Origin of the sequence: Embleya sp. NPDC050493 (assembly GCF_044458105.1) — a bacterium.
In the GTDB taxonomy this organism is placed as follows: domain Bacteria; phylum Actinomycetota; class Actinomycetes; order Streptomycetales; family Streptomycetaceae; genus Embleya.
The window spans coordinates 106,029-127,466 of sequence record NZ_JBITHP010000003.1 but is presented as its reverse complement, the minus strand read 5'-3'; the positions used below and the strand labels follow the sequence as shown (position 1 = coordinate 127,466).

General features: G+C 70.9%; 17 protein-coding genes. 14 read left to right on the top strand and 3 right to left on the bottom strand.

Translation table 11 applies throughout. From position 1 onward, the window contains the following. The first annotated feature begins 167 nt into the window (after positions 1-167). From ACIBM5_RS07365 to ACIBM5_RS07350, 4 genes are all read left to right on the top strand, one after another. Positions 168-1,019, top strand: a complete 852-nt coding sequence (locus ACIBM5_RS07365) for an alpha/beta fold hydrolase (RefSeq protein WP_396005867.1) — start codon at positions 168-170, stop codon at positions 1,017-1,019. 214 nt (positions 1,020-1,233) lie between these two features. Continuing rightward, a complete protein-coding gene (locus ACIBM5_RS07360; protein ID WP_396005866.1) occupies positions 1,234-2,397 on the top strand; it encodes an acyl-CoA dehydrogenase family protein in 1,164 nt (387 codons plus the stop codon). A gap of 142 nt (positions 2,398-2,539) precedes the next feature. After that, positions 2,540-3,214: a haloacid dehalogenase-like hydrolase gene (locus tag ACIBM5_RS07355; RefSeq protein ID WP_396005865.1), complete on the top strand. Its 675-nt coding sequence runs from the start codon at positions 2,540-2,542 to the stop codon at positions 3,212-3,214. Between the two features lie 236 nt (positions 3,215-3,450). Beyond that, entirely contained in the window at positions 3,451-4,449 is a 999-nt protein-coding gene (locus ACIBM5_RS07350) for an ADP-ribosylglycohydrolase family protein (protein ID WP_396005864.1), read from the top strand. A 184-nt stretch (positions 4,450-4,633) separates the two neighbouring features. On the opposite strand, the gene ACIBM5_RS07345 is transcribed toward ACIBM5_RS07350, so the two are convergent. Continuing rightward, positions 4,634-5,260, bottom strand: coding sequence for a CGNR zinc finger domain-containing protein (locus ACIBM5_RS07345; protein ID WP_396005863.1), 627 nt, complete (start codon positions 5,258-5,260; stop codon positions 4,634-4,636). A 104-nt stretch (positions 5,261-5,364) separates the two neighbouring features. On the opposite strand from ACIBM5_RS07345, the gene ACIBM5_RS07340 reads away from it, so the two are divergent. The 5 genes from ACIBM5_RS07340 (at position 5,365) to ACIBM5_RS07320 (ending at position 10,145) form a co-directional block, all read left to right on the top strand. Then, positions 5,365-6,138: an MBL fold metallo-hydrolase gene (locus ACIBM5_RS07340; RefSeq protein ID WP_396005862.1), complete on the top strand. Its 774-nt coding sequence runs from the start codon at positions 5,365-5,367 to the stop codon at positions 6,136-6,138. A gap of 160 nt (positions 6,139-6,298) precedes the next feature. After that, on the top strand, positions 6,299-6,823 hold the full coding sequence (locus ACIBM5_RS07335; RefSeq protein WP_396005861.1) for a hypothetical protein: 525 nt from the start codon (positions 6,299-6,301) through the stop codon (positions 6,821-6,823). Between the two features lie 140 nt (positions 6,824-6,963). Continuing rightward, on the top strand, positions 6,964-7,698 hold the full coding sequence (locus ACIBM5_RS07330) for a formylglycine-generating enzyme family protein (RefSeq protein ID WP_396005860.1): 735 nt from the start codon (positions 6,964-6,966) through the stop codon (positions 7,696-7,698). Positions 7,699-7,787: 89 nt separating this feature from the next. Beyond that, positions 7,788-8,705 (top strand): SMI1/KNR4 family protein, encoded by a 918-nt coding sequence (locus ACIBM5_RS07325; RefSeq protein WP_396005859.1) that lies wholly within the window; start codon positions 7,788-7,790, stop codon positions 8,703-8,705. Between the two features lie 288 nt (positions 8,706-8,993). Further along, entirely contained in the window at positions 8,994-10,145 is a 1,152-nt protein-coding gene (locus ACIBM5_RS07320; RefSeq protein WP_396005858.1) for a DUF4328 domain-containing protein, read from the top strand. A gap of 15 nt (positions 10,146-10,160) precedes the next feature. Here ACIBM5_RS07320 and ACIBM5_RS07315 read toward each other — a convergent pair whose 3' ends face one another. After that, positions 10,161-10,694: a MarR family winged helix-turn-helix transcriptional regulator gene (locus ACIBM5_RS07315; RefSeq protein ID WP_396005857.1), complete on the bottom strand. Its 534-nt coding sequence runs from the start codon at positions 10,692-10,694 to the stop codon at positions 10,161-10,163. A gap of 244 nt (positions 10,695-10,938) precedes the next feature. On the opposite strand from ACIBM5_RS07315, the gene ACIBM5_RS07310 reads away from it, so the two are divergent. Beyond that, positions 10,939-12,261 (top strand): amidohydrolase family protein, encoded by a 1,323-nt coding sequence (locus tag ACIBM5_RS07310; protein ID WP_396005856.1) that lies wholly within the window; start codon positions 10,939-10,941, stop codon positions 12,259-12,261. Positions 12,262-14,796: 2,535 nt separating this feature from the next. Next, entirely contained in the window at positions 14,797-15,966 is a 1,170-nt protein-coding gene (dnaN, locus tag ACIBM5_RS07305; RefSeq protein WP_396005855.1) for a DNA polymerase III subunit beta, read from the top strand. Positions 15,967-16,042: 76 nt separating this feature from the next. On the opposite strand, the gene ACIBM5_RS07300 is transcribed toward dnaN, so the two are convergent. Then, positions 16,043-16,759: an HAD family hydrolase gene (locus ACIBM5_RS07300; RefSeq protein WP_396005854.1), complete on the bottom strand. Its 717-nt coding sequence runs from the start codon at positions 16,757-16,759 to the stop codon at positions 16,043-16,045. Positions 16,760-17,682: 923 nt separating this feature from the next. Between ACIBM5_RS07300 and ACIBM5_RS07295 the strand changes: the two genes are divergently transcribed. From ACIBM5_RS07295 to ACIBM5_RS07285, 3 genes are all read left to right on the top strand, one after another. Continuing rightward, the gene (locus tag ACIBM5_RS07295) at positions 17,683-17,823 is read left to right on the top strand and encodes a hypothetical protein (RefSeq protein WP_391584304.1); all 141 of its coding nucleotides are present in this window, start codon (positions 17,683-17,685) and stop codon (positions 17,821-17,823) included. Positions 17,824-17,838: 15 nt separating this feature from the next. Then, complete coding sequence (locus tag ACIBM5_RS07290; RefSeq protein ID WP_020554288.1) at positions 17,839-18,306, top strand: hypothetical protein; 468 nt, start codon at positions 17,839-17,841, stop codon at positions 18,304-18,306. Positions 18,307-18,693: 387 nt separating this feature from the next. Further along, complete coding sequence (locus ACIBM5_RS07285) at positions 18,694-20,721, top strand: hypothetical protein (RefSeq protein WP_396005853.1); 2,028 nt, start codon at positions 18,694-18,696, stop codon at positions 20,719-20,721. The last annotated feature ends 717 nt before the right edge of the window (positions 20,722-21,438 follow it).

Here is a 21,438-nt window from a genome sequence, read left to right as displayed (position 1 = left end):
CCCGCCTTCGCCCGCGCGGCACCACGCGCCCGAAAACCGTCCCCGACGGAGCGATGACTTTGCGGGTCGGGCCCGGTCATACCCAGCACAGCCGCTCGCAGTGGACACGACAACGGCGAGCACCAGCGGCGCAGGACATGGGATCGGCATTCATGGGAGCAGCATTCATGAGCACAACGCACACCGTGGCATCCGCCGACGGCACCACGATCGTCTACGACCGGCACGAGCCGGCGGGCGACAGCCGGGGGACGGTGATCCTCGTCGGCGGCGCCTTCAGCTACCGGAAGTTCCCGAAGATGATGCGGTCGGCCGAGCTGCTGACCGAGGAATACGGGCTGACCACCGTGAACTACGACCGGCGTGGCCGCGGCGACAGCGGTGACACCCCCGGCCGCTACGACGCGGCGCGCGAGATCGACGACCTGGCCGCGCTGGTCGCCGCCGAGGGCGGGTCCGCGGCGCTGTTCGGCTGGTCGTCCGGCGCGGTGTTGGCGCTGCGGGCCGCCGCCTCCGGACACATCCCCGGGATCAGCCGCGTGGTGGCCTTCGAGCCGCCCTTCGTCGTCGACCGCACGCGCCACGTACCGCCGGCGGACCTGACCGAGACCCTGCACGGATTGATCGCCGCCGACCAACCCGCGAAGACCGTGCGGTACTTCATGACCCAGGCGATGGGTATCCCGGCCCCGTTCGTGGGCCTGATGCGGATCACCCCGATGTGGTCCAAGCTCACCGCGGTGGCCGACTCCACCGCGCACGACTGGGCGGTGATGGCCGAGCACATGCGCGGGGAGCCGCTCGACCCGGCGGACTGGGCCGGCGCCCGGATGCCGGTGCTGGTGCTGTCCGGTGGCCGCAGCGACGCACTGCTGCGCACCGCCGCCGGCGCCGCGACGGCGGCACTGCCCGACGCCCGCCACATCGAGATCGCCAAGCTCAGCCACAACCCGAACGTACGGCTTCTGGCAACACCGGCAGGCGAGTTCCTCACCGCCCAGGAGGCCCCGACCGCCTGACCCACGGCTTCGACACCCGCCTGCCGAGTTGGCGGATCCGGTATCCACGGTTACGGGGGCGACCGGACGGATTCCGGTGTCGGGACGAGAAGGCGCACGTCCCCCGCTGGGTAGGACTCGGTCAGCCGCCACCGGTGGCCGCGTCGGTGGTCGGTGGCGCCGTCGCCCCCGCTCGGCGTGAGCGTACGCCGTCCCACGGACCGGGAGCACAGCCATGGATTTCGCGTTCGACGACGACCAGGAACTCTTCCGCAGGACGCTGCGCGACTTCGTCGACCGCGAGATCATCCCCGTCGCGATCGAATGGGAGCACACCGATCGCCATCCGACCGAGATCATCGCCGGCCTGCGCGGACTCGGGCTGTTCGGGATCAGCGTCCCCGAGGAGTACGGCGGCCTCGCCCTGGACAAGGTCTCCTACGCGCTGGTCTTCGAGGAGATCTCACGCGGCTGGATGGGCGTGGCCGGCACCCTGGGCACCCACTCGCTCGCGTGCGCGCTGATCGCCCGCGACGGTACCCCCGCACAGCGCGCCCGCTACCTCCCCGGGATGGCCACCGGCGACTGCCGCAGCGGCATCGCGCTCACCGAACCGGACGCCGGCAGCGACCTCCAGGGCATCCGGACCACGGCCCGGCGCAACGGCGACGCGTACGTGGTCACCGGCGCCAAGACCTGGATCACCAACGCCCGGCACGCCGCGATGCTGCCCGTCCTGGTCAAGACCGACCCCACCGCCGAGCCGCGCCACCGGGGCATGAGCATCCTGCTCGTGGACACCGATCACCCCGGCTTCGAGGTGGTTCGGGATCTGCCCAAGCTCGGCTACAAGGGCACCGAGAGCTGCGAACTGCGCCTGGACGCGGTCCGCGTACCCGCCGACCGGCTCCTCGGCGGCGTCGAGGGTCGCGGCCTGCAACAGGCGCTCGGCGCTCTGGAAACCGGCCGGATCAACATCGCCGCGCGCTCGGTCGGCATCGCGCAGGCCGCATACGACGCCGCCCTGGCGTACAGCCGCCAACGGCACGCCTTCGGACAGCCGATCGCCGACTTCCAGGCGATCCAGCTCAAACTCGCCGACATGGCCACCGACCTCCAGGCGGCCCGCCTCCTCGTGTACTGGGCGGCGGTACGGGCCGACAGCGGCGAACGGGTCGACCTGGAGACCGGGATGGCCAAGATGTTCGCCTCCGAGGTCGCGATCAAGAACTCCCTCGAAGCCATGCGCATCCACGGCGGCTACGGCTACTCCGAGGAGTTCGTGGTCGAACGCCTGTACCGCGACGCCGTCCTGATGAGCATCGGCGAAGGTACGAACGACATCCTGCGCACGGTCGTCGCCAAGCAACTGGTGGCGGGTAAGGGGCGGATCGGGTAATCGAAGGACTCGGGCATCGGCACCGTTCCCGATCTCGAATGCGATTCACGATCGCGGGATCGCAATCGCAACCACTGCCACTGCCACTGCCACTGCCATGTTGCCGGAACCGCTGCCGCTGTCACACGCAAGGAGGCCACCCTTGACCCACGCCCCACCCGGCCCACGCCCACTCGCCGTCTTCGATCTCGACGGCACCCTCGTCAGAGGCGATTCCTTCGGCCACTTCACCCGCGTACTGCTGCGCCGCGCCCGGTGGCGCATGGTCGCCGCGGCGCTGTGCCTACCGATCATCGGCCCGCTGTATACCCTCCACGCGACCCGCCGGCACGCCTTCGCCCTCGTTCTCCGGCTCGCCACCATCGGCCTGCCCGCAGCCCGATTCGAGGCCCTGGCCGCCGACTTCGCGGCCGAACGCACGATCGAGAGCAATCGGGTCGCGATCACCCTCGCCCGGGCCCGCGCCCATCTCGCCGCCGGCGACCGCGTCGTGGTCGCGACCTCGTGCGCCGATCCCCTGGCCGCCGCCATCTGCCGGGCACTCGGCCTCACTTCGGTGGACGTGATCGCCTCCCGCCTCACCCCGAGCCGCGCCGGCATGCGACCGCTCCCCGCCTGCCGAGGCCCCCGCAAGGTCGCCCGCATCCGCGCAGCCGGCATCACCGATCCCATCACCCACGCCTACACCGACAGTTCCGTCGACCTCCCGCTCCTCGCCGAGGCCACCCACCGTTACCTGATCGACCCGGCCCCGCCCCACCTCACCCGAATCCACACCCGCCTGGGCCCGAACTACCAGGTCCTGCGCTCCCGGTAGCCGACCGCCTGCCGTCGGTGCGCAAGTGATCGACGACCGTACCGGCCCGAGTCGCGCGCCGAAGCAGCGTTCCGGACGCCGTGCGGCGCGGTTCCGTGGGGCGGGAGCGCGGTTCCGCACCTTGCCGTGCGACGCCGCCGTACACAGGCCGTGCCGTGCACAGGATCCGTGCCGTCGTGTCGTGCCCACAGGACAGTGCCCGCGGCATAGTCGCCTCGCGCCCCTACGCTGCCCCCATGGACATCAGGGAGCGGGCCGTCGGTGCCGTCGTCGGGTCGGCCGTCGGGGATGCGTTGGGCGCGCCGTTCGAGTTCGGGTCGGCCGGGGCCTTCGGTACCCGCTTTCCCGAGGCGCCGGCCGGGAGTTCGCGCGCCGAGGGGCACTACGCGAACGAGATGTGCGGCGGTGGTGGGTGGGGCGCCGGCGAGGCGACGGACGATACCCAGATGGCCGTGCACGTGGCCTATTCGCTGCTGGAGCGCGAGGGGTTGGACCTGCCCGACATGTTCGCCCGCTTCCAGCGCTGGGCCCGGTCCGACCCCAAGGACATCGGCCTCCAGACCGAGGACGTACTCACGAACGGCATGCCCTGGGACCTCGCGGCCGGCGTGCACTTCCAGACCACCGGGCGCGCGGCCGGGAACGGCTCGCTGATGCGGGCCACCACCCCCGCCGTGTACTTCGCGCCCGACGGTCGCACGGCCACCATGGCCGCCGCCCGTCGGATCGCCGCGCTCACCCACGGCGACCGGGCCGCGTGGGAAGGCACCGCGATCTTCCACGAGTTGCTCCGGGTGACCCTGATCGGCGACGACCCCTCGGCCGCGATTGCGGAGACGCTCGCCGAGATTCACCCCGACCACCACGACCGCTACGCCACCGTCCTGGACCCGGCCTGGCACCCCACCGACGCGACCGAGTTCAACGGCGCCGTCTGGCCCTGCCTCGGCTCGGCGGTCTGGGCTCTGCGCACCACCACCTCGTACGAGTACGCCGTCCGCGCCGCGATCGACCTCGGTGGCGACACCGACACCGTCGCGGCGGTGACCGGTGCCCTGGCCGGCGCCCGATACGGCCGGGCCGCCATCCCCACCCGCTGGACCGACCGCCTCCACGTCCCGCTCCCCGGTTCGAACGGCGAGGTCCTGCGCCCGTCGGACCTCGCGGACCTGACCGACCGCCTCCTCAGCCGCACAACGCACCCGGAGGCCCCGCCTGCCCTCGACGAAGCCTGATCAACCGACCCCAACCGCGACCCCTGCCGAGCCCTGAGCGCCATCCACGGCTCGATCGACCGCAATTGCCCGGCGTGCGTGGATCGACCATCGGCGCCCACCCGGGGCGGGCCGCGGATTCGTCCCGCCGCTCACCCGCCCCCCGCGCCCCCCACCCGCCACACACCCCGAACGGCCTGCAGGCTCAGTCCGTTCGCACCTTCGCCTGGGTTCGGCGTGCGTAGGCGCGGGCCGCGCGGACGCGGTCGCCGCAGCGGGTCGAGCACCATTGGCGGGAGGCGTGGGTGCGGATGAGCAGGCGTCGGCAGGGGGTCGCGCCGCAGGGGGCCAAGCGTTCGGCGTCCGGGCCGGTGATCAGGTCGGCGGCGTCCGCGGCGAGGATCGCGATGGCGTGGTTGACGATCTGGTCGATGGGGTGCGCCTGGGCGCGATACGGGCCTCGGTCCTCGTCCCAGTAGAGGAGTGCGGCCGACGGGGCGCTGGTGAGCGCGTCGTTGATGGCCTGTACCGATGCGGCCGGCGCCGGGAGATCGGCGATCCGGGACGAGAGCAGTGTTCGCACCACGTCGCGGAGGGCGCGCAGCCGACCCGCGCACACGTTGTACAGCCTGCTGTCCGGCGGCGCGAGTTCCCGCGCGACCAGCCATTCCTTTGCGGACGCGGGCGAACCCAACAGGTCGAGCTCCTGGCCGCCGGGGAACACGAGGTCGCTGTTGGCCAGATCGAGCGCGAGGTATCGATCCGCCCCGGGCGCCGGCGGCGGACCGACGGACGCGGGGTGACCGGATGCGCCCGCCACGTTCTCCTTCATGGCTCTCATGTTAAGTCATGACTCTCATGTCAAGCCTTGCCGTTCTCCGTGAGAATCGGCTAGGTTTCTCACGGCAAACGACGCGATTATCCGTGAGGTGTGCAGTGACCGGCAGCAGCAGTGCGACCAACGAGCAGATCGACATCCGTGTCTTCGGCGGCCCCTCCGCCCTGATCGAGTTCGGCGGCCTCAGGTTCCTCACCGACCCCGCCTTCGACGAGCCCGGCGAGTACCCCATCGGCACCGAGCGCTTCCTGACCAAGACCGCCCCCGCCGCCATCGACCCGGCCGACCTCGGCCCCATCGACGTGGTCCTGCTCTCGCACGACGAACACCCGGACAACCTCGACCATTCCGGTCGGGCGCTCCTCGCCGACGTTCCACTGGTCCTGACCACCTCCGGCGGCGCGGGCCGGCTCGGCGGCACGGCCCGGGGTCTGGCCCCCTGGGAGACGGTGGAGCTCCCCCGTCCGGACGGCGGCACCGTCACCGTGACGGCCACGCCCGCCCAGCACGGCCCCGACGGCTGCGAGCCGGTCACGGGCGAGGTCGTCGGCTTCGTACTGACCGCATCCGACCTGCCGACCGTCTACGTCAGCGGCGACAACGCCTCCCTGGCGGTGGTCGAGAAGATCGCCGCACGCGTCGGCCCGGTCGACACCGCCGTCCTGTTCGCCGGCGCGGCCCGCACCCCGCTCTTCGACGGCGCGCTCCTCACCCTCGACAGCGCCCAGGCCGCCGAAGCCACCACAATCCTCGGCGCGCGTCGGGTCGTCCCGGTCCACTTCGACAGCTGGGGCCACTTCACCGAGGGCCGCAGCGCCCTGATCGACGCATTCACCGCGGCGGGTCTGATCGACCGCCTGGAACTGAGCTGACGAGAGCGGCGGCGGGGGCAACGCGGAGCGCATGGGCGTAGAAGTCGCGAAGGCATGCGGAGGCTTGCGGGTGCGGGTGCGGGGGCATGCGGGCACGGGGGCATGCGGGTGCGGGACGGCCCGCTGCGCCCGGCCCGCCCGCGATGCCATCATGGCGAACGTGAATTCACCGGATGCCACCACACCCAACGCCGCGCTGGTGCACGAGCATTGGCAGTTGCGACAGGCGCCGTACGGGGAGTTCATCGTGTTCGCCGACGGATCGTTGTCGGTGATGGACCTGCTCCGCGTATCCCCCGCCGACCGACCCCACGACAGGCGCGCCGAGCAGTGGTATTGGGGGGAGGCACTCCGGGCCACCGCCTGGACACCCACCGACTGGATGGACGTCGACAGCACGTCCGCCTCGTGCAGCCACGAAGGAAGCCGCGCACTCGCCGGCGAGTCGTCGAACCACGGCAGTATCGGCTGGGTCGCACTGACCCGTGCGGACGACTCGCTGGAGTGGCTCGCGGTCTCCTGCTGGTCCAATCCGTTCACCGAAGTCACTCTGAACGAAACGCAGTTGATCGCCACCTCCACCCTGGGTCGGATCTGGACCTTCCCGCGCAGCGCCCCCCAGCAGGTGACGATCACCGAGGACCCGGCCTACCCCTGGCCCACCTCGTCCCAGCCCTCCACCTGAGCCGATCCGCCGGATGGGCCCACGGCCCGGTTACAGCCGCGGGCCACGGGCCACGGCCTCGGCGCAACTCCCGGGCGCAGCCCGAGCTCGGCCCGCCGCCGAACCTTCGCGCGAACCCGATGCCATAGGATCGCGTGACCATGGACACGAGCGCGGGACTCGCATTGCTCGCCCTCCCGGCCGGACACGTGACGCTGTCCGACCGGCGAACCCGGCGCAGCTGGTCGGTCGAACTCGCCCCTTACCGGCTGGCGGCGTTCCCCGTCACCCAGGCGCTGTACGCGGAGGTCACCGGCCTACGACCGAGCGGCCCGCACGGCGAGCAACTGCCGGTCGAGGGCGTTTCCTGGTGGGACGCGGTGCGGTTCTGCAACGCCCTGTCCGAACGCGACGGCTTCACTCCGGCATATCGCATCGAAGCCGACAGCGGCAACGGCAACGGCAACGGCAACGGCAACGGCAACAACGAAGACAGCGACAACGGCAACGAGCGTATCGAGTGGGACACATTCGCCGACGGATACCGCCTGCCGACCGAAGCCGAGTGGGAACACGCGTGCCGAGCCGGTACGACGGGACCCCACTACGGACCCCTCGACGACATCGCCTGGTATCGCGCGAACTCGGACGAGCGCATCCACGAGGTGGGCGGCAAGCAACCCAACGCGTGGGGCCTGTACGACATGCTCGGCAACGTGTGGGACTGGTGCTGGGACGTCTATGACGCCGAGATCTACGGCAGCTACCGTGTTCTGCGTGGTGGTGGTTGGTTCGACGAAGACTGGAGTTGCCGAGCCTCCGCCCGTCGCCGCAGCCACCCGACCTACCGCGTCGACGACGTCGGATTCCGCGTCGCCCGCTCCGCCACCCCCTGACCGGGAGCCGCGCGTGGACATGGCGACCCGAACAACATGCCCTCGTGAGCCGCGGTGGCGACGCCGTGCGCCATAGCGTGTCCCGTGCCATGACCGCCCGCCCCCGCCTGGTGCACCTCGTGCCGCCGCCGAACGATCCCGTCGATGCCCGTGGTGACTGGGCCGTGGTGGAAACCGCGCTCGGCGTCCGACTTCCCGATGACTACAAGTGGTTGGTCGAGGCGTACGGATGGGGCGAGTTCGGTGACGTCCTCTATCTCCGCACGCCGTTCGGAACGAACGGACGCAACGGATACAACGAACACAACGGCATCGAGTGGCAGAAGGCACATCCCACCGACTCGGCGGCGCGGGATCGGGAGCGCTACCCCCACCCCCTGCACCCGGCGCCGGGCGCGTTGCTCGTCTGGGGCGCCACGATCGACGCCGACCGGCTGTGCCTGCTCACCGCCGGTGCGCCCGAGGACTGGCCGGTCGTGGTGTGGAGCAGCGAGGGCTGGTACGAGACCCACCCCATGGGCGCAGCCGAGTTCGTCGAAAGGTGGACCGACGGACGCCTGGTCTCCCGCCTGCTCGCGAGCATGGAGCCGGACCTGGCACCGTGGTTCAACACCTTCCGCCCACGCACCCACAGATGCCTCCGCCTGTCCGAGAGCCGGTTCGCCCACCCCGTTCGCCTGCGCCTCCTCCGCGAGGCACTGGCCCCGACCGTGGACCGGGGCCGGTGGGAGTCGGACGCCGAGGACGAGTGGCAGCACCACCTCGCGACCGTGGACCACGACTGGCTGCTCACCTACGAGGCGCCCCGCCCACACACGATCCGCGTCGACTTCCCGCCCGAGGACGCGGACCTGATCCTCCCCCGCCTCCTCGCCGCCGTCCGCCACATGGGCTGCGAGGTCCTACAGATCACCACCGCGGCCGGAATCCCCCTGCCGGACCCGGACACCGCCATGCACGAACAGCCCGCAGCCCCCGCGGCCCCGCATGTATCCGAACACCGTTGACCCGCCCGACTCGTAACCACCGTCGCTCCCTTCGACGCGGTCTGCGTCGCGGTCGTCACCATCGAGACCCGCCACATCACCCGTCAAGCCCCGAATCGGGCATCGGGACGCGGGCTTGCGATCACCGCACGTATTCGCGTCGGCCTCACCCGTGACGTGCGGGGATACGCACGGCATGATGCCGGTTACGCCATGTGGGGTACGTGAGGCCGGCCGCCCACCGTGACCTCGCCGCCCCATCCACCCGCATGGCCGGTACCGACCATCGACGGGGGATGATCCGAACTCGTGTTGTGCCCAAGCTGCGGCGCCCGATCCACGCTGCCGGACCGCTGCACCAACTGCGGTCACCAGGAATACGCCCCGCCCGCGGACGCGACATCGTCCCTGGACCTGCGCTTCGCCCGGTTCGGCCCCGCCGCGACGCCGCCGCCGGGCTGGTACGCGCCGGTCTTCCGACCCCTGGGCGGACTGGCCACCGCGCTGTACGTCCTGCTCGGCGTCACCGCCGTACTGTCCCTGCTCGCGGCGATCGCACTGTTCCATCGGGCCAACCTGGTCGACCAGACCCTGCACGGCGGATGGCTGTCCGCCGACCCCGACGCGGCGAACCGATCCATCGGCGTGTGGTGGGGGCTGGCGAGTCTGGCCATCGTCGCGGTCATGGTCGTGTTCGTCATCTGGTTCCACCGGGCCCGGTGCAACGTCGAGGTGTTCCCGCCGTCCGCGCAACACCTCTCCAGGGGCTGGGCGATCGGCGGCTGGTTCTGCCCGGTGGTCAACCTGTGGTTCCCGCCGCTGATCGCGCACGACATCTGGAAGGCCAGTGACCCCCGGGCACCGCTGCGCGGCGGCCTCACCCCGGGCCGACATCCGCTGCTGTGGAGCTGGTGGGCAGCCTACGTCGCCGCGAACATCGTGATCGTCTTCGGCGTGATCGGTCGCAAGACGGACGGCGGCGACGACCCGATCGGCAGCGACGCCTGGACCGCCTACCACGAGTCGTACCGCACCGCCGACACCGCGGCGGGCTGGGCCTTCCTGCTACTGATCCCCGCCGCCGGCCTGGCCATCGCGGTCGTGGCCCGGATCACCACCTTCCAGTCCGAGCACGAACGCGGCTTCCACATGGCCCACGGCGTGCACCCGATGGCGATGCATGGGATGGGACCGGTGCACTCGATGCACCCGACGGCGCCGATGCATGGGATGGGACCGATGCACGCGACGGCGCCGATGCACCACTCGTACCCCATGTACGCCGCCCCCTCGACGCCGCCTGCGCCCATGCCCACGCCCACAGCCGCTGCATATCCGGCGCAACGGGTCGACCCGGCGCAGCCCGACCACGGCCGCCCGGTCGAGGGGCACTCGCCGCCCCCACCCCCGGTCCCCCGCCAACCACCGCCCCGGCCGCAGCGACCACCGGCGCCTTTCTGACCGGCAGACCCGCCCTCACCCGCTCCCGCGTACCGCCCGCCGCGTCGATCGGGGTATCTCGGTCGCCGCGGCGATCTCGCGCAGCGCGAGGGTCGCCGCCTCGATCGCAGCCGCCGGCGCGCCGCGCCAGACCTCGGCGTGTGCGGCGGCGTTGGCGCGGACCGCGTCCTCCGCGACCTGTACACCGCGCGGGGTCAGACTGATCAGCGTGCCCCGACCGTCGCCCTGGTCCGGGAGGCGTTCGGCGAGGCCCTCGGCGACCAGGTGATTGGTGACGTTGCTGGTACCGCCCGAGGACAGCAGCAACGCGCGGCTGAGTTCGGTGGGCTTGAGCCGATAGGGCGCGCCGGCCCGTCGCAGCGCGACCAATACGCCGAACTGGGCCGGGGTGAGCCCGAATTCGGGCAGCTCGCGACGGGTGGCCTCGTCCAAGTCGGCGGCGAGCAACATGATCCGCTTGCTCAGTTCCGTCGTCGCGTCCAGCACGTCGGGCAGTTCGGCCTGCCACGCGTTGACGAGGGCGCTCGCGCGGTCCTGTGGTGCGGTCATCTTGACAGCGTATTACACACACCTGATAGCTTTCTAAAAAGCTTTCAAGTGAACTCGATGCTGCCCATGCGACACCGCGCGGCGCCGGGCCGACACCGCCCCCAACCCCAGCCCCGACACCGCCCCCGCACCGGCATCGGCACCGGTGCGGGGGTCGCTGCCGGGGTCGGTGCGGGCACCGGTGCCGGCAGCACCGCCAATCGCCAACACGACCACACCTGCCCGACCCTTCTCGGAGGCCCTGATGTCCGCCCACCCCATCCCCGCCGCGGCCCCTTCCGCCGCGCCCTCCCCCACCCGACTGCTCCTGCGCGGCGGCACCGTCGTCGACACCGACCCGCACGTCACCGCCCGGCCCGACACCGACGTCCTGATCGAGCACGGCGCAATCGCCGCCGTCGGTCCGGACCTGTCCGCCGAAGGGGCCGAAGTCGTCGACGCCCGCGACCGGATCGTGTTGCCCGGATTCGTCGACACCCACCGCCACGTATGGCAGTCCGTGCTGCGCGCGGTGGCCGTCGACAGCGACCTCGGCGACTACCTCGGCCGGGTGCTCGGCCGGCTCTCCCCCGCGATGCGCCCCGAGGACGTGTACGCCGGCAACCTCGTCGGCGCACTGGAATGCCTGGACTCGGGCATCACCACCGTGCACGACTTCTCCCACGTCCAGCACCGCGCCGAACACGGCGACGCGGCGGTACACGGACTGCGCGCTGCCGGCATCCGGGCGGTGTTCGGCTACGGCCACCCGCCGTTCGACCCCGCCGCCCGCGACCCCCACATCGTCCGCGACCTGCGCAAACGCCTGTTCGCCGGCGACGACGACCTGGTCACCCTCGCGCTCGCCCCCGGCGGCCCGTCGTACACCCCGATCGACCTGGTCGAACAGGACTGGCGCCTGGCCGCCGACCTCGACATCCCACTGGCCGTACACGTCGGCAGCGGCCCGGTCGCCCAACGTCCCATCGAAGCCCTGCGCGAGCACGGCCTGTTGAACGCACGCACCCTCTACATCCACGGCAACTCGCTCCCCGACGACGAACTCGCGATGATCGCCGACTCCGGCGGCACCCTCTCGATCGCGCCGCACATCGAGGCCCAGATGGGACACGGCGCACCGATGATCAACCGCGCCCACGCCACGGGGCTGGTCACGGGGCTCGGCGTCGACGTGGTCACCAGCGGTCCGGGCGACATGTTCTCGCTGCTCCGCGCCGCCCTGCTCACCAGCCAACTCGCGGACGGGCCAAGGTTGTTCGCGACCGACATGCTGCGCATGGCGACCATCGGGGGAGCCGCCGCGCTGGGCCTGGCCGATCGCATCGGATCCCTGGCGGTGGGCAAGCAGGCCGACCTGATCCTGCTGCGCGCGGACGCGATCAACCTGGTCGGCGCGTCCCACGACATCGCCGGAGCCGTGGTGGCATCCGCCCACGCCGGCAACGTCGACACCGTCCTGATCGCCGGCCGAACCGTCAAGCAGGCAGGCCGACTCACCTACCCACACCTGGCCGACGCCATCACCAACGCCCGAAAGTCCGCCGAACACCTGGCAACTACGGGCTGACCCGCCGGGCGGTACGGGCTGACCCGCCGGGCCGGTACCGGTTGACCCGCCCGGTCGGTACGAGTTGACCCGCCGGGCCGGTATGGGCTGACCCGCCCGGCCGGTACGAGTTGACCCGCCGGGCCGGTACGAGTTGACCCGCCCGGTCGATACGGGCTGACCCGCCCGGCCGGTACGAGTTGACCCGCCCGGCCGGTACGAGTTGACCCGCCGGGCCGATACAGGCTGACCCGCCGGGACAGTACGGGTCGACACACCTGGGGCGGTATGGGCTGACGCGCGACGCCCGGCACGAGCTGACGCATCCGCCCGGCGAACACCGGCGGTCCCGAGCGGACGAGGGGCCGCCGACGAAGGAGCGCCGACACGGGACCACGGCCAGGAAACCGCCGCCAAGGGGCCACCGCCAAGGATCAGCGCCAGGGGTCACCGCCAGGGGTCACCGCCAAGGGTCACCGCCAAGGGTCAACGCCAAGGGTCACCGCCAAGGGTCACCGCCAAGGGAACACCGTTGGGAGAACATCGCGTTGCGACCGCGGCACCTCGTGTGCCCGCACGGTTCACCGGTCCCCGCCTGTGCGTCCGTTGACCTGCGCGAGGCCGTCATGCAGGCTCTGGACCCAGGGAGCGGGGGATCGCCACAGGAGGTACAGGGTGGGGCACTGCGGGGGTTGTTTCGGACAGGGCTGGGTCCCAATGGACCAGATCTGCAACGGATGCGGCGGATCCGGCCAGAATGGCATGGGCCAGGACAGCAATTGGTCCTGTTCGGGATGCGGCGGATCCGGCAGGATGCAGGCGATGGTGCCGTGCCCGACCTGCGGAGGGAACGGCGGTCAGGGAGATGGCGGCGGAGGCCCGATGTACGCACCTCCGAGCGCCCCGCTCACCCGCGGCCAGCGCGTGAAGGCCCGACTGCTCTCCCTCGTGGCCTTCGGCGTCCTGGCAGCGTACGTCTACCACACAACGAGGTGACCCCGGCCGGCCCCGGTTTCGACGTCGACGTGGACGTCGAGACCGGGGTCGGGAGCGGGGCGGGACCAGCGGCGCGCTGAGGCCGGGGCTGGGGCTGGCGCTGGGCTGGGACCGGGGCCGAACACGTGATGCGCGGTGGAGGGCGGCGACGTACCACCGCCCTTCGTCGTGCGCCCATGTTGTCCCACAGCGAGTGGTGCTCCGCACCACGAACAGCGCACCAGATAACGAGCGGTGCACCCGAACACGAGCGGCGCACTCTACCGAGAGCAGCGCTCTCCGCAGCGAGCAGCGCACACCGAGAGCAGTGCACTTCTCAGCGAGCGGTGCCCTCCCATCCCCACGAGAGCAGTGCTCTCCACAGCGATCAGCGCTCACTCAAGACTGCGCGCTTCCACCGCGAGCAGTGCACCCAAAAGAGAGCGCTGCTCCCACCCGCGGGCGGCGCAACCCACCGAGAGCAGTGCACTTCTCAGCGAGCGGTGCCCTCCCATCCCCACGAGAGCAGTGCTCTCCACAGCGATCAGCGCTCACTCAAGACTGTGCGCTCCCGCCGCGAGCAGTGCACCCAAAAGAGAGCACTGCTCCCACCCGCGGGCGGCGCAACCCACCGAGAGCAGTGCACTTCTCAGCGAGCGGTGCCCTCCCATCCCCACGAGAGCAGTGCTCCCCGCAGCGATCAGCGCTCACTCAAGACTGTGCGCTCCCGCCGCGAGCAGTGCACCGAACAAAGAGCGCTGCTCTCACATACAAGCAGCGCATGACATCAAGAGCAGTGCTCTCCGCGGCGATCAGCGGACCACTCAAGACTTGCGTTTCCGCCGCGAACGGTGCACCGAACAGAGAGCACTGCTCCCACACGCGAGCAGCGCAACCCACCAACAGCAGTGCATCCCACCGAGAGCAGTGCACTTCGTAGCGAGCGGTGCCCTCCCATCCCACCCAGAGCAGTGCTCTCCACAGCGAGCAGCGCACCACTCAAGACATGCGTTTCCGCCGCGAACGGCGCACCGAACAGAGAGCACTGCTCCCACACGCGAGCAGCACAACCCACCCAGAGCGGCGCTCTCCATGGCGAGCGGCGCACTCCCGTCCCACCGAGAGCGACGCTCCCGCAGCGAGTAGCGCAGGGAGAGCCTGCCCTCGCTGCCTCTCCATGCCGCTCAACGTCGATGACGCGAACCCGCCGCTCGTCGCCCCCGCCCCCGCCCCCGCCCCCGCCAGTCGAGCTTCGCCCGTCGAGCCGTCTCCTCAAAGCCTCGTCCGGTGAAACCTCCCCGGGCCGAACCGCGCCCGGTCGAACCTCCCTCCTGCCGAACGGCATCCGTCCATCCGCACCCGGTCGAGCCCGGCGGGGCTCGATCCGCACCCGATCCAACCCCCGTCGTCGGCTGTAACGGCACGTGGGTCGTCCTCACCCGACGCCGGCTGTCCGAGCGCCCCGTTAGTCTCACTCCCCCGACATTCGAACAAGGATTCGATCACCAGGCGAGCACACCACCCAGCACACCGCCCACACCACCCCCTCCCTCCCCTCGTCGAGTTCCGGAAAGGGCCACTGTGAAGGTACGGATAACCCGCGACCGCCTCGTCGAGGCCATCGGCTGGGCCGTTCGCGCGCTGCCCGCGCGGCCGGTCGTCCCCGCTCTCGCCGCCTTTCGGCTCAAGGCGGCCGACGGCACCCTGGCCATCTCCGCGTACAACTACGAGGTATCGGCCGGCATCGAGGTCGCCGCCGAGGTCGCCAGGGTCGGCGAGATCCTGGTCCCGGGCCGACTGCTCGCCGACATCGCCCGCGCGCTCCCCCGCGATCAACCGGTCGACCTCACCGTGGACCCGGCCCGGGCCCGGGTGACCTGCGCAGGCGCCTACTTCGCGCTGCCGCTGCCGGCCCTCGCCGACTACCCGGCCACGCCGCTGCTCCCGGAGACCGCGGGCACCGTGCGGGCGGCCGCCTTCGCCGAAGCCGTCGCGCAGGTCGCGATCGCCGCGGCCCGGGACGAGAGCCTGCCGGTACTCACCGCCATCCGACTGCACCTGACACACGACGCACTGGTCCTGGCCGCCACCGACCGTTACCGGTTGGCGGTCCGACGCCTGCCCTGGCAGCCGGTCACCGAGGATCCGGCCAGGACGGCCCTGGTACCGGCCAGGATGCTGGCCGAGTTGACGAAACACTCCGGAATCGACGCGGACCTCCACCTCGCCCTCGGACCGGAGTCGGGTCGTCGCGGCCTGCTCGGCCTGGCCGGGAACGGGCGGCACGCAACGACGCGCCTGCTCGACCACGAATTCCCGCGCTACGACTGGCTGTTCGACAACGAGACGACCGCCGTCGCAACCATCGAGGCCGCGGCACTGATCGAGGCCCTGCGTCGGGTGTCGCCCGTGGTCACCCCCAACGCCCCGGTCCGGTTGTCGTTCGGGCCGGAGTCGCTCCGGGTCGAGGCCGGCAGTACCGACGAGGCCGAGGCGGGCGCGACGCTGCCGATTGCCCTGACCGGCGAGCCGACCAGGGTCGCCTTCAATCCGGCCCACCTCCTGGACGGCCTGGCCGCGCTCCGCACGCCGACCGCACGCCTGTCGTTCAGCACGCCGACGAAGCCGACCATCCTGACGGACTGCGCACCCGACGCACCCGACGGGCCCCTCCCCCACGACACCCCCGGGCGGAGCGACGCCGACGACCCGGACTACCGCTACCTGCTGATGCCGATGCGCGCCGCCTGACCGGTCGGACCGAGCGCAGCGGCGAACGCCGAGTGGCCGGGTGGTCGGCATCGGCCGACCCCGCCCGCACGTGCCCTCACCGCACCGGACCCAGCAGCGCGCCGAGCACCGCGTCCGTATCGGCCAGGTCCGCCAGGACGACATCGGCACCCGCCGCCGCCAGGTCCGCCGCGCTCGTCGTCCCGGTCGCCACCGCGACGGACCACGCGCCCACGGCCCGGGCGGTGGCGACGTCGCGCGGGGTGTCGCCGACGATCACGGTGTCCGCGCCGACGTGCCGCCGGCCGAGGTGCTCCTCGGTACGCGCGAAGGCCCGGGCCGGCAGGTCGACCCGCTCGTAGGCGTCGTCGCCGTACGCGCCCACCCGGAAGTCCACGTGGTCGGCAAGGCCGAAGACCCGCATCTTCAACACCGCGAGCGCGTACGTGTTGCCGGTCAGCACCGACTGGCACACCCCCGGTATCGCCCCCAGAGCGGTGAGCGCCTCGGACGCTCCGGCGAGGACCCGGCCCTCGGCGACCAACTCGGCTTCACGATCCCGCAGTTCGGCGATGATCAGGTCCAGGAAGGCGTCGAGCATGGCGCCCTCCGGCGGCAGCCCGTGCGTACGCAGCACATCACTCGCCATGGCCAACTCGGTACGTCCGTCGAACTGCCAGGGATGGTCCAGCGAACGCCCGGCCACCTGACGAAATGCCGCCGCGTACGCCCGTCGGGCCACCGTCCCGCCGTCGATCAGCGTGTGGTCGATGTCCCACAACACCAGCCGGGAACCGGCTCCATCAGTCGTCATGAACACTCCGATCATCGACAACCGCCCCGCACGGCGGCTGCCTCGAAGCATCGCATTGGGCTCTTTTCGCACCGACGCCGGGGTCCACCGAACGTGTTCCGAAGATCACAGAGCGCGATCATCGGCCCGTGCCGCCACTGCTGCTCGCCCCCTCCGCATTCCGATCCCCGCGCCGCCCGGTCCCCCCGCGCCCCTTCCGCACAATCACCGCACGGCCACCGCACGACCACCGCACGGCCACCGCACCATCGCCGCGCCCTTCCCGTGCTCTTTCGCATCCTTTCCGCGCCACCGGCACATCCGGCGTGAAGGCGAATCCACATGCCTTTCCAGACGATCCCCTCCCATTTCTCGCACTGCTCGCATCGCACCGGAGCCCACCCGATACCGACAATCCGTCGCCAATCGGCGCAAGGAACAACCGACCAGGACCACGTTCCGGCGCCGTGCCGGCTCGCGCTCCTGTGTATGCACGGCCGTCCCTCAATCCCTCTCAAACAGCTATTGACCTGCAACTTGCATGGCGAGCTGTGCGGTAATCCGCACGGGAGAGTGTCCGTTGATGTGTGCGTCGTGATGTCCATGTACATGCATGGCTTTCTGAGTCCCAACGCGTTCGTCAAGACGCATGGCTGTATGTGCGGGTGTGTGGGCGGCTGTGCGGAGCGGGCGACGGATGCACGGAGACGTGGGCGGCCGGTCGGAGCGACGGGCGAAACGGCGGCCCGCGCGGTGGACCCGCCGGTAGATCTCGCGGCGGGTCTCACGACGGCGCGTCGGCGCACTGGAACGGCCGGTCGAACGATGGTCCGAACGGTGGATCAGGCGCTCGCTCAAGCACTGGATCACGCAACGGAGCACACACTCGGCGCCTGGGTATTCATGCGTGACAGGGGATGGATGTGCGGGGCGGATCTTCCAACATGCAGATCGAACACAACGGCAATGCCTTATTTTCTGGGCTTTTGCGCGGTTCTCGTGACGGCCACATCGCGATGCGCGACACGCCGACTCTCCTGACAGGAAGTTATTTGCCGGAGATCGCGATAGGGTTCGGTCGTTGACACGAAAGGACGGTCATGGCCACTTCCCGGGAGCGTTGGACCGTGGCGAGGCTCGCGGCCATCGCGGGTCTGCCCAGCAAGGTGGGCTACGAGGCACGGGACCGAAACGTGCTGCACCCGACGGTGCTCTCGCCCAGCGACGTATTGCCCCTGCTCACCTTCGAGGCATTGCGAAGGATCAGCTGGCCGGGCGAGAACTATGCGCGCAACACGCCACAACGTCTGCGCCTGTGGGAACACCTGGCCATCGAGCACTCACGAGTGGGCGATCTCGCCGATGTCGACCCGATGACCGGCCTTTACGTGCATCCCTCGGGAGCCGACCTGGCCGTTCGACCGAGCGAACACGCCGCTCTCGCGCTGCGGTTCGTCGAAGAGAACACGCCTTACCAGTACCTCACGCTCGGCGCGTGGGCCCAGCAGGCTCTGCGGGCCCTCGCCGCCGAACAGGAGCAGGTCGGACGACGCCACGGTGCCGCCTGACCACCGCTCGGGAAGTTCTGCCCCAAAAGCAGAGCGAGTGGCCTAGGAGTCCAGCCCTAGTCCACTCGCTCGCAGCTCAGCGCCCCTAGGGGCGCCGTCGGAGAAAGGAGGCCTGTCAGCCGCTTACACAACCGAACAGTGAGACCCAGCCGTTCCGGTACTTCCACGCGCCGAACGGTCGGGTCACCCCTACCTCTTTCTCTTCACCAGCTTCAGGAGCAGATCATACCTGCGATCCCCGAGGCAGGCCCAGTGCTGTCTTCAGCCAGGTCCTTGCCCTCTTCAAGTGTGCCCGAATCCTCTGGATTCACGATGCAGGCTCGGGTCCGTGCCGCCTTGCGCGCTGCGCGAGTTCGCGTCGGCGGCGCCCGAGGCGTCGATCCGACCATGCCGGACTCGGTCCGCCGGGCCTCGGTCAAGGTCCCGCTGCGGGTGGTGACCGGCGAGGCGTACAGCGACCTGGCCTTCGTCTTCGCCGCCAAGGTCGGCCACCTGGCGGCCGGCCCCAACCAGCCCGGCTGCATCGCCGACCTGACCACGATCGCCCGCTACCTGGGCCTGACCGTCCGTTCGGTGACCCAGCCCGACGGCCGGATCGCCCTCAAGGCCCCGTCGTCCCTGTACGCCGCGCAGAAGCAGCTCACCGCAGGCGAGGAACTCACCGTCGTACGCCGCACCAAGCCCTCCGGCACCGGAACTTCGGCGGTCCGCCGACTGCGCACACCAGAAAAGGGCGAGCCGTGGGTGATGGTGCCGGTCGCCCTCCTGGGCGCGGTCCCGCACCGGCATGCCCGGGCGTATGCGGTCATCTGCTACGCCCGCGCCCGCGGCCACCACCTGACCTACGCCGAGCTCGCCGACGTGCTGCGGCACCAGTCCGGCCGCCGGATCGGCGAGCCGGTGAGCGTGCGCGCCGCCCGCGGCGTGGTCGCCGACCTGGAGCGCTGGGGCTGGGTGGAGGTGGGCCGCCGCGAGGGATGGCAGGGCCGCAACATGCTCGTACCGCTTCGACCCTTCGAGCACCCGAGCGACCACGAGCCGACCGCCGCCGGCGTGGACGCCGGTGTGGAGGCCGAGGCGGTCGAGCCGGTCGACATCTTCGCTGCGGAATTTCCCGGTGGGACTGGTGGGGCCGGGGGGATCGGCGAAGCGGGAGCAACCGGGCATCCCGGCTTGGTGGGCCCAGTGGTGACCGAGGAGTACGCCGAGTACGCAACCGAGTACGCAGCGGCGGGCGGAATCGAGGTCGACGCCGTCGGGGCGCAGCACGCGACACGTGCGGAGACGACCGACCGGAATGCCGACTGGACTACCGACGGAGCGCGTGTCGTCACGTGTGGTCGTGCGTCTGCGCATGGTGGCGAGGAAATCGAGATCGAGATCGAGGCCGGCGTCGAGGTCCGGAACGAGACCGGGAACGAGGTTGCGGAGACGACTCGCGCGGTGACCGCGGGGGAGATGCGGGTGACTTCCGCGACACCCGGAAACGTCCCCTCGGGAGTGGGCGCCGAGGGCTCCTCCGAGCCCGCCGGGAACGGCATTTCGGCAGGTCGGAGCCTAGGTGCGGAGGGTCAATGGACGTCGGGTCCGCAGGGGGTTGGGACCTCCGTCACGTATAAGGAAGACACTCCGATTGACCTACAGATGAACGCGGACTCCCAGGGGGGTTCCGCCCGAAGGGCGTCTTCCGTGGTAAACGGGCACGAGCCCGCGAAGAGCCCGCAAACGGCCTTGCCGGCGACACCTGCGTCCGGGACGCCTGCGGCGGAACCCCGTCGAACTCGCCCCGCACCGACGCCGAACCACCGGACCACCATCTCCGCCACGGCGGCGAAGGCGTTCGCCGGGATCGAGCCGTTGGTGGCCAGGATGAGCACCGGGCAGCGAGTCGTGGCCGCAGGTCTGGTCGATCGGGCCGTGGCCGAAGTCGGCGACGCGGATCGGGTGTTCGCCCGGCTGGCGGACCGCTGGCGGACCCAGGAAGGGGCCGTCAGGAGCCCTGTGGGCTGGCTGGGAGGCCGCGGACTGGCCCGGCGTGGGTGCGAGGACCCGAACTGCGAGGACGGCCGCCTGTGGCTGCCCACGGCCGGTCCCGGGGCGGGCGTGGACGGGGACCCGTTCGCGTGCCGTAATTGCGCTCGGCAGGACCAGGATCGGCGGGCCGAGGCGGACGAGCGCTTCGGCGCCGAACGGCGGGCCGCGCACCGGGCTCGGCAGGCGGCGGCGGTTGCTGCGGTCGCGAGGGTGGCGGAGGCCCGGCCGACGGCTCCGGCGCCGATCGGGACCTGCGACGACTGCGACCGGGCGGTTCGTGGCCTGCGTGAGGACGGGGTCTGCGCGGACTGCCGCGAGGACCGGGAGTCGGCCGCCGGAGCCGCGGAAGGGGCGCTCCGAACCCTCCAGGCGGCGTTCTGAGCGTCTTGGCGGTGGTGGATGGCCGGCGAGGTGGCCGGCCGATCAACGTGCCGTCAGGGGGCCGCTGGGCGGCTTCGAGGTCCGGTGCCGGGGTCGGGCGAAGGATCGATGCGTGAGCGGGCCGTTGCGAAGTGGGCGGCAAGCGGGATGATTTGCCGTGTTTCATATCTTTTGTTGATGAACGAGCCTATTCGGGCTGCCGGTTCGGAGTGTCGAGTGGAGTGCACGGGCTGCGGGGCATTTCCGCACGAGTCGCGTTGATTCGCGCGAATTAGTGTGAGTTCGCGCGAGTTTGTGTGGGTCTCGTGTGCGGTTCGTGCGGGTTCACGCGGCGCGGGTTCACGCGTGTAGGCGCGGCCCGTACGGCGGCCCGGGGCGCCGTGCACTGGGCACCTCGTACCTGGCGCCTGCGGATGAAGCCGGTTGCGGTCGGTCCGGGGGCTCGGGCAAGGGCGCGGGGCTGCCGCGTGGTCCGGAGGCTCGTGGACCGTGGCCACGGCTGAAAGGTAACTTTCGACATCGTTCTGCCGCTGCTGCGATACCCGGAATCCGGCAATCCCGCTCGGCGTTCTCGGCGGTCCGCTGCGGCAGTTGCGCCGGCGATTGCCCGACAGGAGACGTCCCGGCGGCCGACATGAGAGCGCCGTGGGCGGGCCCGGGGGGCTGGGTGGGCCCCCGGGCCCCCCCCCGGGGGTTTAATGGTGGGGGGGGAGTTAT

Coding starts and splice junctions, on each gene's coding strand:
- ACIBM5_RS07360 (WP_396005866.1), top strand. CDS start 1,234: ATGGATTTCGCGTTCGACGACGACCAGGAACTCTTCCGCAGGACGCTG.
- ACIBM5_RS07315 (WP_396005857.1), bottom strand. CDS start 10,694: ATGACCGCACCACAGGACCGCGCGAGCGCCCTCGTCAACGCGTGGCAG.
- ACIBM5_RS07350 (WP_396005864.1), top strand. CDS start 3,451: ATGGACATCAGGGAGCGGGCCGTCGGTGCCGTCGTCGGGTCGGCCGTC.
- ACIBM5_RS07295 (WP_391584304.1), top strand. CDS start 17,683: ATGCAGATCGAACACAACGGCAATGCCTTATTTTCTGGGCTTTTGCGC.
- ACIBM5_RS07285 (WP_396005853.1), top strand. CDS start 18,694: ATGCCGGACTCGGTCCGCCGGGCCTCGGTCAAGGTCCCGCTGCGGGTG.
- ACIBM5_RS07345 (WP_396005863.1), bottom strand. CDS start 5,260: ATGAAGGAGAACGTGGCGGGCGCATCCGGTCACCCCGCGTCCGTCGGT.
- ACIBM5_RS07290 (WP_020554288.1), top strand. CDS start 17,839: ATGGCCACTTCCCGGGAGCGTTGGACCGTGGCGAGGCTCGCGGCCATC.
- ACIBM5_RS07300 (WP_396005854.1), bottom strand. CDS start 16,759: ATGACGACTGATGGAGCCGGTTCCCGGCTGGTGTTGTGGGACATCGAC.
- ACIBM5_RS07365 (WP_396005867.1), top strand. CDS start 168: ATGAGCACAACGCACACCGTGGCATCCGCCGACGGCACCACGATCGTC.
- ACIBM5_RS07310 (WP_396005856.1), top strand. CDS start 10,939: ATGTCCGCCCACCCCATCCCCGCCGCGGCCCCTTCCGCCGCGCCCTCC.
- ACIBM5_RS07325 (WP_396005859.1), top strand. CDS start 7,788: ATGACCGCCCGCCCCCGCCTGGTGCACCTCGTGCCGCCGCCGAACGAT.
- ACIBM5_RS07330 (WP_396005860.1), top strand. CDS start 6,964: ATGGACACGAGCGCGGGACTCGCATTGCTCGCCCTCCCGGCCGGACAC.